Here is a 15,058-nt window from a genome sequence, read left to right as displayed (position 1 = left end):
GAATTCTCTGGAACCGCCATGACGCAAGACCTGCAATCCATCATCGACCTGGCCTGGGAAGGCCGCGCCAACCTGACCTCGGCCAACGCCCCGGAAGTCCGCGCCGCCGTCGACGACGTGCTCGCCCGCCTGGACAACGGCACGCTGCGCGTGGCCGAGCGCCAGGCCGTGGGTGAATGGACCGTCCATCAATGGGTCAAGAAGGCCGTGCTGCTGTCCTTCCGCCTGAACGACAACCGCCAGATGGGCGCCGGCGACATGACCTTCTTCGACAAGGTCCCGACCAAGTTCGGCGGCATGAGCGACGAGGCCCTGCGCGCCACCGGCGTGCGCGTGGTCCCGCCGGCCGTCGCCCGCCGCGGCAGCTTCATGGCCAAGAACGTCGTGCTGATGCCTTCGTACGTGAACATCGGCGCCTACGTCGATGAAGGCACCATGGTCGACACCTGGGCCACCGTCGGCTCCTGCGCGCAGATCGGCAAGAACGTCCACCTGTCCGGCGGCGTCGGCATCGGCGGCGTGCTGGAGCCGCTGCAGGCCAACCCGACCATCATCGAGGACAACTGCTTCATCGGCGCCCGCTCGGAGATCGTCGAGGGCGTGATCGTCGAGGAGAACTCGGTGATCTCGATGGGCGTCTACATCGGCCAGAGCACTCCGATCTACGACCGCGAAACCGACACCGTGAGCTACGGCCGCGTGCCGGCCGGCTCGGTCGTGATCAGCGGTAGCCTGCCCAAGAACGACAAGTACAGCCTGTACGCCGCGATCATCGTGAAGAAGGTCGACGCCGGCACCCGCGCGAAAACCAGCATCAACGACCTGCTGCGCGCATAAACAGCCCCTACCGGCTGACGCCGGCCCCTCCAGGGGCGAGCCCAGGAGTCCGGCAAAGCCGGCCCTCCGGGCTCCGCTTGGGAAGCCGCCGGACGTAGGAAGTTCCAGGCCGACAGGACGCCAAACCGCTTACGATCCGACGCCACGACGTCGACGAGGAAGGGACGGAGATGAGCACCGGAAACATGGAGCGCATCCTGCGGCTGATGGCCGAGAAGGGCGCGTCCGACACGTATTTGTCCGCCAACATGCCGGTGCTGATCCGGATCAACGGGCAGATGCTGCAGCTGTCGGACCAGTTGCTGACGCCGGCCCAGCCGCGCGCGCTGATCTCCGAGGTCATCGAGCCCCAGCAGATGGCCGAGCTCGACGCCAACGGCGAGCTCAACCTGGCCGTCTCCATCCCCAAGGTCGGCAGCTTCCGCCTGTCGGGCTTCCGTCAGCGCGGCTCCATCGCCGCGGTGTTCCGCCACATCCCGCATGTCATCCCGACGCTGGACTCGCTGGGGCTCCCCCCCGTGCTGGGCAAGCTGATCACCGAGAAGCGCGGCCTGATCCTGATGGTCGGCGCGACCGGCACCGGCAAGAGCACCACGCTCGCCTCCATGCTGGAGCACCGCAACCAGACCATGTCGGGCCACATCCTCACGATCGAGGACCCGCTCGAGTACCTGTTCACCAACAAGCGCTCGCTCGTCAATCAGCGCGAGGTCGGCCGCGACACCGCGTCGCTGCAGATCGCGCTGAAGAACGCGCTGCGTCAGGCCCCTGACTGCATCCTGATCGGCGAAATCCGCGATCGGGAGACCATGACCGCCGCGATCTCGTACGCGCTGTCGGGTCACCTGGTCGTCGCCACGCTGCACGGCAACAACAGCTATCACGCGCTCAACCGGATCATGTCCTTCTACACGCCGGAATCTCGTCCGGCGATGCTGAACGACCTGGGCGCCGGCCTGAAGGCCGTGGTCTCGCAGCGCCTGGTGCGAGCCGCCGCGGGCGGCCGCGTGCCCGTGACCGAGATCCTGCTCAACACCAAGCTGATCGCGGAGCTGATCGAGCAAGGCGACTTCGCCGGCGTGAAGGAAGCGATGGAGAAATCCATCGCCGAGGGCTCGCAAAGCTTCGAGGAGCATTTCGCCAAGCTCATCACCGAAGGCACCATCACCCGCGAGGAAGGCCTGGCCTTCGCCGACAGCCCGACCAACCTGCTCTGGCGTCTGCAGAACGACGCGCCCGGCAGCAAGCCCGGCGCCGGCGCGCAGAAGAAGGAAGAGCCGGCCAACGACGAGGCCAGCTTCACCTCGATCACGCTCGACGTGCAGGCCGGCTGAACGAAAGACGATGCGCGTGGATGCTTCGCTGGATGACCTGACGCTTGAGTTGCTCGAGCAGCTGATCGCGCGCCCTTCGGTGACGCCCGAGGACGCGGGCTGCCTCGATCTGCTCGGCGCCCGCCTGGCAGCGGCCGGCTTCGCGCTGGAGCGCATGGACAGCGGCCCGGAGTCCTTCCGCGTCAGCAACCTGTGGGCCAAGCGCGCCGGGCGTGACGCGAACGCGCCCGTGCTGGTCTTCGCCGGCCACACCGACGTGGTTCCCACCGGCGATCTCTCCAAATGGAGCAGCGATCCCTTCGTCCCCACCGTGCGCGGCGACCGCCTGTACGGACGCGGCGCGGCGGACATGAAGACCTCGCTGGCGGCGATGGTCGTGGCGGTCGAGGCATTTGTCGCTCAGCACCCCGACCACCGCGGCGCGATCGCCTTTCTGCTCACCAGCGACGAGGAAGGCCCGGCGCGCGACGGCACCGTCGTCTGCGTGAACCGCCTGCGCGAGCGCGGTGAACGCCTGGACTACTGCATCGTCGGCGAGCCGACCTCGGTCGAGCGGCTCGGCGACACGGTCAAGAACGGCCGCCGCGGCTCGCTGTCCGGCAAGCTGCGCGTGATCGGCGTGCAAGGCCACGTCGCCTACCCGCATCTGGCGCGCAACCCGGTGCATCAGGCCGCGCCCGCGCTGGCCGAGCTCGCCGTGACCGAATGGGACGGCGGCAATGGTGACTTCCCGCCGACCTCGTTCCAGATCTCCAACATCGCGGCCGGCACCGGCGCCGGCAACGTGATCCCGGGCGAACTGGTGGTGGATTTCAACTTCCGCTTCTCGACCGAATCGACCGCCGACGGCCTGCGCCAGCGCGTGCATACACTGCTGGACCGGCATGGCCTGGACTACGCGCTGGAATGGACGCTCTCGGGCGAACCCTTCCTGACGCCGGTGGGCGAGCTGTCGGCCGGACTGGCCGCCGCCATCGAGGCCGAAACCGGCGTCACGACCGAGCTCTCGACGACCGGCGGCACCTCAGATGGGCGATTCATCGCCAAGCTCTGCCCGCAAGTGGTGGAATTCGGACCGCTCAATGCGAGCATCCACAAGATCGACGAATACGTGCCGCTGGATCAGATCGGGCCCTTGACCCGCATCTATCGGCGCACCCTGGAGAATTTGCTGCTGTGACGCTGTTGGAATTGATCGAGGCCCAGGCCGCCCGCCTCTCTGAGGCGGGCGTTTCGTTTGGGCATGGCACGACGAACGCCTTCGACGAGGCCGCCTGGCTGGCGCTGTGGGCGCTGGACCTGCCCCTGGACGCGCTGGACGAGCACGAGACCGACGCGGTCGACGACGCCGGCCGCGCCAAGACCGAGGCGCTGGTCGCCGAACGCATCGCCACCCGCAAGCCCGCGGCGTACCTGACGCGCGAGGCCTGGCTGCAGGGCGTGCCCTTCTATGTCGACGAGCGCGCCATCGTGCCGCGCAGCTTCATCGCCGAGCTGCTGGCCGACGCGACCATCGACGCCTGGCTGTCGGACGAGACCACGCGCGTGCTGGACCTGTGCACCGGCAACGGCTCGCTGGCCGTGCTGGCCGCGATGGCCTGGCCGGACGTGTCCGTCGACGCGATCGACCTGAGCGTCGATGCGCTCGCGGTCGCCGCGATCAACCTGGAGCGCCATCAGCTCGCCGGCCGCGTGCGGCTGCTGCAGGGTGACGGCCTCAAGCCGGCACGGGGTCCGTACGACCTGATCCTGTGCAACCCGCCCTACGTGAACAGCACGTCCATGGCCGCCCTGCCCGCCGAGTACCGCGCCGAGCCCGAGCTCGCGCTGGCCGGCGGCAGCGACGGCATGGACTTCATCCGCCTGCTGCTGGCCGATGCGCCCGCGCAGCTCAAGCCGCAAGGCGTGCTGGTGCTGGAGATCGGCAACGAGCGCGAGTTCTTCGAGGCCGCCTTCCCGCAACTGGAAGCCGCGTGGCTGGAGACCTCGGCCGGCGAGGACCAGGTCCTGCTGCTGACCCGCGAAGCGCTCGTCGCCGGCGGCTTCGGTGGTGCCGCCACCCATTCCAACGATTCGGACGCTTCGTCCCAAGGAGCGTCCTCATGATCACCTTGCGCAACGTGGTGCTGCGACGCGGCACCAAAGTCGTCCTGGACGATGCCAGCGTCGTGCTGCAACCCGGCGAGAAGGTCGGCCTGGTCGGCCGCAACGGCGCGGGCAAATCCAGCCTCTTCGCGCTGCTGACCGACCGCCTGCACAGCGACAAGGGCGACGTCGAGATCCCGCGTCACTGGGCGCTGGCCGAGGTCGCGCAGCACATGCCCGAGACCGACATGCCAGCGACGGAGTTCGTGCTCGAAGGCGATGTCCGTCTGATGGCCGCGCGTCAGGCGCTGGCCGAGGCGGAGGCGGCCGACGACGGCAACGCCATCGCCGACGCCTACGCCCAGCTGATGGATGCCGGCAGCCTGGACGCTCCGGCCCGCGCGCAGGCGCTGCTGATGGGCCTGGGCTTCAAGGGCGCGCAGGTGGATGCGCCGGTGAACAGCTTCTCGGGCGGCTGGCGCATGCGCTTGCAGCTGGCGCGCGCGCTGATGTGCCCGTCCGACCTGATGCTGCTGGACGAGCCGACCAACCACTTGGACCTGGACGCCCTGGTCTGGCTGGAAGCCTGGCTGCAACGCTATGAGGGCACGCTGATCATCATCAGCCACGACCGCGAATTCCTGGACGCGATCACCAAGGTGACGCTGCATCTGGACGAGACCAAGCTCTATCGCTACGGCGGCAACTACACCGCCTTCGAGTCGATGCGCGCCGAGCGCATGCTCCAGCAGCAGCAGGCCTTCGACAAGCAGCAGGAGCGCATGGCGCACCTGCAGAAGTTCATCGACCGCTTCAAGGCCAAGGCTTCCAAGGCCAAGCAGGCGCAGAGCCGCGTCAAGGCGCTGGAGCGCATGGAGCGCCTGGCGCCGGTGCTGACGGCATCGGACTTCAGCTTCGAGTTCCGCGAGCCGCTGAACCTGCCCAATCCGATGCTGATGTTCGACTCGGTCTCGGTCGGCTACGACACCGACGAGGGCGAGAAGGTCATCGTGCGGGGCATCGACCGCTCGGTGCTGGCCGGTCAGCGCTTCGGCATCCTGGGCGCGAACGGCCAGGGCAAGTCGACCTTCGTGAAGACCGTGGCCCGCATGCAGCGCGCCATGGGCGGCATGATCACCGAAGGCAAGGGCCTGTCGATCGGCTACTTCGCGCAGCAGGAGATGGACGTGCTGCGGCCCGACGAGGGCCCGCTGATGCACATGATCCGGCTCGCCAAGGAGGTCAGCCCCAACGCCCGCGAACAGGAGCTGCGCGACTTCCTGGGCCAGTTCCGCTTCGTCGGCGACATGGTCAACCAGGACGTGGGCAGCCTGTCCGGCGGCGAGAAGGCGCGCCTGGTGCTGGCCATGCTGGTGTGGCAGCGCCCCAACCTCCTGCTGCTGGACGAGCCGACCAACCACCTGGACCTGCAGACCCGCGAGGCGCTGTCGATGGCGCTCAACGAGTTCGAGGGTACGGTCATGCTGGTCAGCCACGATCGCGCGCTGCTGCGCGAGGTCTGCGACGAGTTCTGGCTGGTCGCCGACGGCCAGCTCAAGCCCTTCGACGGCGACCTGGACGACTACCAACGCTGGCTGCTGGAGCAGTCCAAGGAAGCCGCGAAGCTGGCCAAGGAAGAAGCCAAGCAGGCGCTGCGCGCGGCGCGCTCCGGCTCGGCGGCTCCGGCGTCCGCACCGGTGGCGGCATCCGTCGCCGCGCCGGTGGCAACACCTGCCCCCCCGTCCGCACCCGCCAAGCGCGATGAGCGCAAGCTCAGCGGCCAGGCCCGTCAGAAGCTCAACGAGCAGACCCGCCCGCTGCGCAAGGAGATGGAGCAAATCGACGCCAAGATGAAAGCGTGGTCCGAAGAACGCGCCCAGCTCGAGACGCTGCTCTCCAACGCCGGCCAGACGCCTGCGCAGATCGCCGACGCCGGCAAGCGCCTGAAGGTGATCGGCGAAGCGATCGAGCAAGCCGAGCTGCGCTGGCTGGAGCTCAGCGAGCAGGTCGACACGATCATGACGACGGGCTGACCCCGTGGCGCATCGGCGGCCTTCGCGCCGCCTGTGCCCGCCGCCACCCACAGAACGCCCCGGCGACGCGAGTCCCGGGGCGTCGCTCTTTCCGGGGATCCGCACAGGGGATCGCTGGACCGCGTCCGCCTTGCCACCGATAGTCGGCCTCAACCGGCGTCAAAGACCATATGAATTGTGTGCAATTGAATTGCTCGCTACAGTTCATCCCATGCCGAAGACGAACCACCTCCCACCGCAGGACGCGACCGCCCCCACCGGCGCCAGCGCCCGGTCGATGCCCGCGGGCACCGACTGGCTGCAGCTGGACGTGCAGCTGTGCTTCGCGCTGTATTCGACCTCGCTGGCGATGACCAAGCTCTACAAGCCGCTGCTGGCTCCTCTGGGCCTGACCTACCCGCAGTACCTGGTGATGCTGGTGCTCTGGGAGACCGACGGCCAAGGCGTGTCCGAGCTGGGTCAGCGCCTGAGCCTGGACTCCGGCACGCTGACGCCGCTGCTCAAGCGCCTGGAGAGCACCGGCCTGATCGAGCGCCATCGCAATGTCCTGGACGAGCGGCGGGTCGAGATTCATCTGACGGCCGCCGGTCGCGCGTTGCGCGAGCAGGCGGTCGCCATCCCCGAACAGCTGGCCTGCGCCAGCGCCTGCGGCCCCGACGAGCTGCAGTCGCTGACACGGCGCCTGCATGAATTGCGGAGCAATGTGCTGACGCACCTCGCCCGTGAAGACGACGTCACGGAATCCTCCTGACGTCACCCACACCGGTCTTTCGACTTTCACCCTCACCCACCAAGGAGCGCCACATGGCCATCGAGAAAGCCCTCTACACCGCCACCGCCACCGCCACCGGCGGCCGTCAAGGCAGCGCCCAGTCGTCCGACGGCGCGCTCAAGGTCGAGCTGTCCACGCCCAAGGAACTGGGCGGCGCCGGCGGTGCCGGCACCAACCCGGAACAGCTGTTCGCCGCGGGCTACTCGGCCTGCTTCATCGGCGCGATGAAGGCCGTGTCGGCCCGCAACAAGGTCGCCCTGCCGGCCGAAGTCTCGATCACCAGCGAAGTCGGCATCGGCCCGCACGCCAACAAGCCGGGCGCCTTCGGCATCGCCGTGGCGATGAAGATCTCGGTGCCGGGCATGGACCGCGCTCAGCTGGAAAAGCTGGTCGCCGACGCCCACGAAGTCTGCCCGTACTCGAACGCCACCCGCGGCAACATCGACGTCTCGCTGACCATCGTCTGAGGTTTCGCCTCACCATGAAGAACGCCGGCAATCGCCGGCGTTTTTTCTTTCCGGCGTCAGGGCCGGCTGAGGGTCAGGACTTGCCCGCCGCTGAAAGCCTCAGCGGCGCTGAAGCAGTTGCAGCATCAGCTCGACCCGGGCCGCCCACGGCGACAGCGCGGCCGCCGGCTCGTCGACCGCCCCCACGATGCGCCCCTGCGCGCAGCGTGTCGTGCGCCAGACCGGCACGCCGGCCCGCTTCAACGCGGCGACCGGCTGTTCCAGCGCCTGGCTCAGCGTCCCGTTCCCCGTGCAGGCAAGCACCAGCCCCTGCAAGCCGGCCGAACGCCAGGCCTCGATCGATCGCGCATCCGCGCCCGCGTGGCTGCCGAGCACCTCGACCCAGGGCCACTGCGCCGCGTCCTGCGGCAGCAATGACGCGCCGAGCGCCTCGCCGATCGGCCAATCGCGGAAGCGGCGGATGACGCCCTCTTCCACCACGGCCAAGGGACCCGCATCGGGGCCCGCCTCGAAGGCATCAAGCCGGTAGCTGTGCGTCTTGCGCAGCTCCAGCCCCGACCACACCTGGCCCGCGACCACCGCGACGACACCCCGCACGCCCTCGGCGTTCGCGACCGACACCGCGTCGAGCAGGTTCTGCGGGCCATCCGCTTGAATCGCGGTCGCCGGCCGCATGGCGGCGGTCAGCACCACCGGCTTGCTCGGCGCGAGCACGCGCTGCAGCAGATAGGCGGTTTCCTCCAGCGTGTCGGTCCCATGCGTGATGACGATGCCGCGCACCTCGGGGCGCGCGAGCTGTTCCTCGACACGACGGGCCAGCTTCGCCCAGGTCGCGTGGTCCATGTCCTTGCTGTCGAGCTGCGCGAGCTGCTCCGCCTCCAGCGCCCGCGACGCCAGCGCCGGCACGGCCTTCACCAGCGATTCCACCGACAGCGACCCGGCCTTGTAGCCGATGTTGTCCGTCGCGCTGCCGGACGCGCCGGCGATGGTGCCGCCGGTGCCGATGATCACCACGATCTGGGCCGATTCAGGCGCCCGTTTCCGCTGGCTTTGCAATTTGTCGTCTCCTGTATAAAAATCCAGATGCTGGATGAAATCTCAGGCGCAGCCCGAACAAGCGGGCTGTCTGCAATCCGGGATTCCATCTCTCAAAACCCGGCGACTCGATAAAGGCCCGCCCCCGTGGATACACCACCCAAACTCACCGCCCGCCAACAGCAGATCTTCGATCTGGTTCGCGACAGCATCGAGAGCACCGGCTCGCCACCCACCCGCGCGGAAATCGCCCGGCAGCTCGGATTCAAGTCGGCCAATGCCGCGGAGGAACACCTGCAGGCGCTCGCCCGCAAGGGCGTCATCGAGCTGGTGGGGGGAACGGCGCGTGGCATCCGCCTGCCGTCGACCGCGCTGCGCCAGGTCAATCGCGCCCGCGAGCACAGCCAATTCGCGCTGCCGCTGGCGAGCCTCGCTCAGCTGACGCTCCCGCTGGTGGGGCGCGTCGCGGCCGGCTCGCCCATCCTCGCCGAGGAACATGTGGAGCAGCACTATAGCGTCGACCCCTCGATGTTCGCGAAGTCGCCGGACTTCCTGCTGCGCGTGAAAGGCATGAGCATGAAGGACATCGGCATCATGGATGGCGACCTGCTCGCCGTGCAGAAAACCAGCGAGGCACGCAACGGTCAGGTGGTCGTCGCGCGCATCGGCGACGAGGTCACCGTGAAGCGCTTCCAGCGCCACGGCGGCGGTATCCGCCTGCTGCCCGAGAACGAGGATTTCCAACCCATCGAAGTTGCGCCTGACGACCAGTTCGCGATCGAGGGACTGGCGGTCGGTCTGATTCGAGCAGGCGGATTCCATTGACCATGGCCTCCCTCGGCGCGCGAAAACCGCACACCCGTGCAAAGGGCAAGGCGGCTTCGGTCGCCGAGTGCGTCGAGTGGCGGCAAATCCCCAACATCGGCCCGGCGATGGTCCGGGATTTCGAGCTGATGGGGATTCGTCGGCCTGCGGATTTGGTGGGCGCGGATCCCTTCGCGCTTTATCAAAAGATCTGCAAATTGACCGGGCAGCGCCACGATCCTTGCGTGCTGGATACCTATATGGCGGCCGTCGATTTCATGAACGGCGGCCCTCCCCGCGATTGGTGGAGTTTCACGCTGCAGCGCAAGCGCGAGTATCCGGATCTCTGATCTGAGGGACATCAAGGAATCAGTGTCGACGCGGAATCATCTCGATTTCCGTCGATCAATTTCGGTCCGACCAAAAGAAAAACCCCGTCGACTTACATCGACGGGGTTTCAAATGTTGGCGGAGTGGACGGGGCTCGAACCCGCGACCCCCGGCGTGACAGGCCGGTATTCTAACCAACTGAACTACCACTCCTAAGACGAGGTTGTTAAGCACCTCATTCTTGTTCGCGGACAAGTTTCGCCGCATGCTGACGATTCCATTCAGAACCGCGATGCAGCCAAGCCTTGTCAAACTTGGCGTCCCCTAGGGGATTCGAACCCCTGTAGCCACCGTGAAAGGGTGGTGTCCTAGGCCTCTAGACGAAGGGGACTGGACTATTCGTTGACCTCGGTCCGCGCTCAGATTCCCGAAGGAATCTTGGTGGAGGTAAGCGGGATCGAACCGCTGACCTCTTGCATGCCATGCAAGCGCTCTCCCAGCTGAGCTATACCCCCGAATGCTTTCGCATCGAACCGGTACGCAGCCCGAGTTTCAACTTTGTTGTTGGCGGAGTGGACGGGGCTCGAACCCGCGACCCCCGGCGTGACAGGCCGGTATTCTAACCAACTGAACTACCACTCCAGCTACTCAAGATCCTTCGATCTGTCGCATCAAACTTTATCGCTTTGCCGCCATCAATTGCTTGATGTCAGCGCCACGTCGATTTCGTTACTATACCTGATTTTGACAATGATCAAATCGATTTCCGAAGAATTTTTCGATTTTCTCATTCAATCTCAGGAAGAGTAACCAAGCTCGAAACTTGGCGTCCCCTAGGGGATTCGAACCCCTGTAGCCACCGTGAAAGGGTGGTGTCCTAGGCCTCTAGACGAAGGGGACTAAACCTTCTTCCTTGAACCGCGCGCCACGCAAACTGAAGTTTGGTGGAGGTAAGCGGGATCGAACCGCTGACCTCTTGCATGCCATGCAAGCGCTCTCCCAGCTGAGCTATACCCCCTTCGGGGATTCGATCCGGCGCCGAATCAGCATCCTTGAATTTCGTCGGGGAACTTGCGTTCCCCGTTTTGATTCGTCGTCTGCTGCTTCGTCGTTCGTTTCGAACAACGCGCTGTTCAAGCGAGAACGAGAGTATAGACCGAGTTTTAAACGGAACGCAAGCGGTTCAACAAAATTTCTTTGTCGAAAAGTTCCAGCACCGCATCGACCGACGGCGTCTGCGCGCGCCCGCAGGCCAGCACCCGCACCGGAATGGCCAGTTGCGGCATCTTCAGACCGTGCGCGGTGATGGTTTCCTTGATCGCGCCGCTGATGGATGCCTTGTCCCACACCGCCAGCGCCTCGAGCTTGTCCGCCAGCGCCAGCACGGCCGGCTTCACCGCGTCGGTCAGGTGCTGCGCGCGGTCCGCCTCGCTGGGCACCACCGGCGAGACATACATCGCCAGCCAGTCCGCCAGCGCCACCGTCGTGCTGCAGCGATCCTTGAACAGGCCGCACATCGCTTCCAGCCGATCCGGAGCCGCCAAACCGCGCTTGCTCAGCTGAGCCGCCACCAGCGCCGCGAGGCGCGCGTCATCGGCCTGCTTGATGTAATGCGCGTTGACCCACTCCAGCTTGGCCGGATCCCACTGGGCCGGACTCTTGGAGATGTGGGTGCCGTCGAACCACGACACCATCTGCGTCATCGAGAACAGCTCGTCGTCGCCGTGGCTCCAACCCAGGCGCGAGAGGTAGTTCAGCATCGCCTCGGGCAGATAGCCGTTGTCCTCGTAGGCGGTCACGCTGACTGCGCCACGGCGCTTGGACAGCTTCTGACCGTCGTCGCCCAGGATCACCGGGATATGCCCGAATGCCGGGAGCGGCGCTCCCAGCGCCTTGAACATGTTGATCTGCCAGGGCGTGTTGTTGATGTGCTCGTCGCCGCGGAAGACATGGGTGATGGCCATGTCCCAGTCGTCGATCACGACGGCGAAGTTGTAGGTCGGCACACCATCCGGGCGCAGGATGATGAGGTCATCGATCTCGCGGTTGTTGATGGTGATCGGCCCCTTGACCACGTCGTCCCAGGTCACGTCGCCGTCGATCGGATTCTTGAAGCGGACCACCGGCGTCACGCCGTCCGGAATCGCCGGCAGCGTCTTGCCCGCCTCCGGTCGCCAGGTCCCGTCGTAGCGGCGCTTCTCGCCGCGCGCTTCCTGGCCGGCCTTCATCGCATCCAGCTCTTCCGGCGAGCAGTAGCAGCGATACGCCGTGCCGGCTGCGATCATCTGCTCGATGACCGCGTGATAGCGCTCCAGGCGCTGCATCTGATAGATCGGGCCTTCGTCGTACTCGAGGCCCAGCCACTTCATCGACGCGAGGATCTGCTCGACCGAATCCTGCGTCGAGCGGGCGACGTCGGTGTCCTCGATGCGCAGCACGAACTGGCCGCCGTGATGACGGGCATAGGCCCAGGAGAACAGCGCCGTGCGCGCCGTGCCCAGGTGCAGGAAGCCCGTCGGCGAGGGGGCGATGCGGGTACGGATGGGAGAGGTCATAGCGTGTTCAAACCGCGGGCCAGATCGGCCTTGATGTCTTCGATGTCTTCCAGGCCGACCGCGACGCGGATCAGGCCCTGCGTGATGCCGGCGGCCTGACGCTGCGGCTCGGTGAGCCGGCCATGCGAGGTGCTCGCCGGATGGGTGATGGTGGTCTTGGTGTCGCCCAGGTTGGCGGTGATGGAGCAGATGCGCGTCTGGTCGATCACGTGGAAGGCCGCCGCGCGGCCCTTGTCGTCGGCCTGGCTCTTCACGATGAAGGACACGACCGCCCCGCCCTGCCCGCCTTGCTGGCGCATCGCCAGCTCATGCTGCGGATGCGACTTCAGGCCCGGGTAGTAGACGCGCTCGATCGCGGGATGTGCTTCCAGCCAGGCGGCCAGCACGCCGGCGCCGGCGGTCTGCGCCTTCATGCGCACCGACAGCGTCTCCATGCCCTTGAGCACCACCCACGCGTTGAACGGGGACAGCGACATGCCCACCGTGCGCATCACCGGCGTGAACACGCCCTCGACGTATTTCGCGGAGGCGCAGATCGCGCCCGCGATCACGCGGCCCTGGCCGTCCAGGTACTTGGTGCCGGAGTGGATGATGAAGTCCGCGCCCATCTTGGCCGGCTGCTGCAGCGCCGGCGAGGCGAAGCAGTTGTCGACCGCCAGCAGCGCGCCGTGGCCGTGCGCGATCTCGGCCAGCGCCGCGACGTCGCAGACCTCGGTCAGCGGATTGGTCGGGGTCTCGGCGAAGAGCAGCTTGGTGTTGGGCCGCAGCGCGTCCTTCCACTCGGCCAGATCGGTCTGGGAGACAAACGTCGTCTCGACGCCGTACTTGCCGAACTCGCCCTGCAGCAGCTTGATGGTCGAGCCGAAGACCGAGCGCGAGCACACCACATGGTCGCCCGACTTCAGCAGCCCCATCACCAGCAGCATGATCGCGGACATGCCGGACGAAGTCGCGATGCAGGCCTCGGTGCCCTCGAGCGCCGCCAGGCGGCGCTCCATCATCATGACCGTCGGATTCGAGAAGCGGCTGTAGACGAAGGCCTCTTCCTCGTTGGCGAAACGGCGCGCGGCGGTGGCCGCGTCCGGGTGCACGAAGCTGCTCGTGAGGAACAGCGCTTCCGAGTTCTCGCCCCAGGGCGTGGGCGGCAGGCCCTCGCGCACGGCCAGCGTGTCCAGCCGCGCATCTTCGGGCAGGTTCACGCGCGGGATGCCGGCGGGCTTGTTGGATTCAGCGCTCATTCACTGGTCTCCGCCGCTTTGCAGCGCGAGCCGGCTGCGCGCCGGCAGGTCCTCTTCCTCGCCGCCCTGCGACTTGCGCTGCGCCTGCATGGTCGCGAAGTCCTCGGCCGACACGTCGCCGGTGATGTACTGGCCGTCGAAGCACGAGGCCTCGAAGCCGTTCAACCCGGGGCGCAGCTGCGCCACCACGCGCTTCATCGCGTCCACGTCCTGGTAGATCAGCGCGTCGGCGCCGATGAACTGGCGGATCTCCTCGATCGAGCGGCCGTGGGCGATCAGCTCTTCCTTGGTCGGCATGTCGATGCCGTAGACGTTGGGGAAGCGCACCGGAGGGGCGGCCGAGGCCAGGTAGACCTTGTTGGCGCCGGCCTCGCGGGCCATCTGCACGATCTCCTTGGACGTGGTGCCGCGGACGATGGAGTCGTCCACCAGCAGCACGTTGCGGCCCTTGAACTCCAGGCCGATGGCGTTGAGCTTCTGACGCACCGACTTCTTGCGCGTGGACTGGCCCGGCATGATGAAGGTCCGGCCCACGTAGCGGTTCTTGACGAAGCCCTCGCGGTAGGGCTTGCCGATGCGGTGCGCGAGCTGCATCGCCGACGGACGGCTCGATTCCGGGATGGGGATCACGACGTCGATCTCGCTGGGCGGGATGGTCGAGATCAGGCGCTGGGCCAGGGTCTCGCCCATGTTCAGGCGGGCCTGGTAGACCGAGATGCCGTCCATCACCGAGTCCGGGCGCGCCAGATAGACGAACTCGAACATGCAGGGGTTCAGCGTCGGGTTCTCGGCGCATTGCTGCGTATGGATCGCGCCGCTGGTGTCGATGAACAGGGCCTCGCCGGGCGCGAGGTCGCGCGTCAGCGTGTGGCCGGTGCCCTCGAGCGCCACGCTCTCGCTGGCCACCATCACTTCGCCGTCGGCCGCCTGGCCGAAGCACAGCGGGCGGATGCCATAGGGGTCGCGGAAGGCCAGCAGGCCGTGACCGGCGATCAGCGCGATCACGCCGTAGGAGCCCTTGATGCGCTTGTGCACCGTGGCCACGGCCTTGAAGATCTGAGCGGGCGTCAACGGGAGGTCGCGGCCGGCCATCTCCAGCTCGTGGGCCAGCACGTTGATCAGCACCTCGGTGTCGCTCTCGGTGTTGATGTGGCGGCGGTCGACCTCGAACAGCTCTTCCTTCAGCGCGTGGGCGTTGGTCAGGTTGCCGTTGTGGACCAGCACGATGCCGTAGGGGGCGTTGACGTAGAAGGGTTGGGCCTCTTCCTCGCTGTAGGCGTTGCCGGCGGTCGGGTAACGGACCTGGCCGAGACCGACATTGCCGGGCAGCGCCCGCATGTTGCGGGTGCGGAAGACATCGCGGACCATGCCGCGCGCCTTGTGCATGAAGCACTTCTGGCCCTGCATGGTGACGATGCCGGCCGCGTCCTGACCGCGATGCTGCAACAGCAGCAGCGCGTCATAGATGAGCTGATTGACCGGCGCCTTGGAAATCACACCGACGATGCCGCACATGGGGAGTCCTTCAATGCACTTGGAACGGGGGAAACACAGGCCTGCGCGCTCGT

13 protein-coding genes and 6 tRNA genes are annotated in these 15,058 nt (G+C 66.7%); 9 read left to right on the top strand and 10 right to left on the bottom strand.

Annotated features, from left to right (window positions below):
• The first annotated feature begins 18 nt into the window (after nucleotides 1-18).
• The 7 genes from dapD (at nucleotide 19) to ABDW59_RS10595 (ending at nucleotide 7,528) form a co-directional block, all read left to right on the top strand.
• A complete protein-coding gene (gene dapD / locus ABDW59_RS10625; RefSeq protein ID WP_343629712.1) occupies nucleotides 19-837 on the top strand; it encodes a 2,3,4,5-tetrahydropyridine-2,6-dicarboxylate N-succinyltransferase in 819 nt (272 codons plus the stop codon).
• Nucleotides 838-1,007: 170 nt separating this feature from the next.
• Nucleotides 1,008-2,171 (top strand): PilT/PilU family type 4a pilus ATPase, encoded by a 1,164-nt coding sequence (locus tag ABDW59_RS10620; RefSeq protein ID WP_343629711.1) that lies wholly within the window; start codon nucleotides 1,008-1,010, stop codon nucleotides 2,169-2,171.
• 10 nt (nucleotides 2,172-2,181) lie between these two features.
• Nucleotides 2,182-3,351, top strand: coding sequence for a succinyl-diaminopimelate desuccinylase (dapE, locus tag ABDW59_RS10615; RefSeq protein ID WP_343629710.1), 1,170 nt, complete (start codon nucleotides 2,182-2,184; stop codon nucleotides 3,349-3,351).
• Entirely contained in the window at nucleotides 3,348-4,277 is a 930-nt protein-coding gene (gene prmB / locus ABDW59_RS10610) for a 50S ribosomal protein L3 N(5)-glutamine methyltransferase (RefSeq protein WP_343629709.1), read from the top strand. The genes dapE and prmB overlap by 4 nt, the downstream gene beginning before the upstream one ends.
• A complete protein-coding gene (locus tag ABDW59_RS10605; RefSeq protein ID WP_343629708.1) occupies nucleotides 4,274-6,289 on the top strand; it encodes an ATP-binding cassette domain-containing protein in 2,016 nt (671 codons plus the stop codon). The genes prmB and ABDW59_RS10605 overlap by 4 nt, the downstream gene beginning before the upstream one ends.
• A gap of 277 nt (nucleotides 6,290-6,566) precedes the next feature.
• The gene (locus tag ABDW59_RS10600; RefSeq protein ID WP_343629830.1) at nucleotides 6,567-7,040 is read left to right on the top strand and encodes a MarR family transcriptional regulator; all 474 of its coding nucleotides are present in this window, start codon (nucleotides 6,567-6,569) and stop codon (nucleotides 7,038-7,040) included.
• A 53-nt stretch (nucleotides 7,041-7,093) separates the two neighbouring features.
• A complete protein-coding gene (locus tag ABDW59_RS10595) occupies nucleotides 7,094-7,528 on the top strand; it encodes an organic hydroperoxide resistance protein (RefSeq protein WP_343629707.1) in 435 nt (144 codons plus the stop codon).
• 99 nt (nucleotides 7,529-7,627) lie between these two features.
• Here ABDW59_RS10595 and ABDW59_RS10590 read toward each other — a convergent pair whose 3' ends face one another.
• Entirely contained in the window at nucleotides 7,628-8,584 is a 957-nt protein-coding gene (locus ABDW59_RS10590) for an asparaginase (RefSeq protein ID WP_343629706.1), read from the bottom strand.
• A gap of 126 nt (nucleotides 8,585-8,710) precedes the next feature.
• Between ABDW59_RS10590 and lexA the strand changes: the two genes are divergently transcribed.
• Together lexA and ABDW59_RS10580 are read left to right on the top strand one after the other, a co-directional pair.
• Nucleotides 8,711-9,388, top strand: coding sequence for a transcriptional repressor LexA (gene lexA / locus ABDW59_RS10585; protein WP_343629705.1), 678 nt, complete (start codon nucleotides 8,711-8,713; stop codon nucleotides 9,386-9,388).
• A 2-nt stretch (nucleotides 9,389-9,390) separates the two neighbouring features.
• Entirely contained in the window at nucleotides 9,391-9,717 is a 327-nt protein-coding gene (locus tag ABDW59_RS10580) for a helix-hairpin-helix domain-containing protein (RefSeq protein WP_343629704.1), read from the top strand.
• A 116-nt stretch (nucleotides 9,718-9,833) separates the two neighbouring features.
• Here the strand turns inward: ABDW59_RS10580 and ABDW59_RS10575 are convergent.
• The 9 genes from ABDW59_RS10575 to purF all read right to left on the bottom strand — a co-directional run bounded on the left by ABDW59_RS10575 (nucleotide 9,834) and on the right by purF (nucleotide 15,005).
• Nucleotides 9,834-9,910, bottom strand: a tRNA-Asp gene (locus ABDW59_RS10575).
• A 102-nt stretch (nucleotides 9,911-10,012) separates the two neighbouring features.
• Nucleotides 10,013-10,088: transfer RNA gene (locus ABDW59_RS10570), tRNA-Glu, on the bottom strand.
• 48 nt (nucleotides 10,089-10,136) lie between these two features.
• Nucleotides 10,137-10,212: transfer RNA gene (locus tag ABDW59_RS10565), tRNA-Ala, on the bottom strand.
• Nucleotides 10,213-10,262: 50 nt separating this feature from the next.
• Nucleotides 10,263-10,339, bottom strand: a tRNA-Asp gene (locus ABDW59_RS10560).
• Between the two features lie 182 nt (nucleotides 10,340-10,521).
• Nucleotides 10,522-10,597: transfer RNA gene (locus tag ABDW59_RS10555), tRNA-Glu, on the bottom strand.
• Between the two features lie 42 nt (nucleotides 10,598-10,639).
• Nucleotides 10,640-10,715: transfer RNA gene (locus ABDW59_RS10550), tRNA-Ala, on the bottom strand.
• 145 nt (nucleotides 10,716-10,860) lie between these two features.
• Nucleotides 10,861-12,252, bottom strand: a complete 1,392-nt coding sequence (gene gltX, locus ABDW59_RS10545; RefSeq protein ID WP_343629703.1) for a glutamate--tRNA ligase — start codon at nucleotides 12,250-12,252, stop codon at nucleotides 10,861-10,863.
• Nucleotides 12,249-13,490, bottom strand: coding sequence for an O-succinylhomoserine sulfhydrylase (locus tag ABDW59_RS10540; RefSeq protein ID WP_343629701.1), 1,242 nt, complete (start codon nucleotides 13,488-13,490; stop codon nucleotides 12,249-12,251). The genes gltX and ABDW59_RS10540 overlap by 4 nt, the downstream gene beginning before the upstream one ends.
• Nucleotides 13,491-15,005, bottom strand: coding sequence for an amidophosphoribosyltransferase (gene purF, locus ABDW59_RS10535; RefSeq protein ID WP_343629699.1), 1,515 nt, complete (start codon nucleotides 15,003-15,005; stop codon nucleotides 13,491-13,493).
• Nucleotides 15,006-15,058: the final 53 nt, after the last annotated feature.

This window comes from Roseateles sp., from assembly GCF_039595295.1.
GTDB lineage: Bacteria > Pseudomonadota > Gammaproteobacteria > Burkholderiales > Burkholderiaceae_C > Roseateles.
Note: the sequence above shows the minus strand (reverse complement) of the source record. Positions and strands in the feature narration are given on the sequence as shown.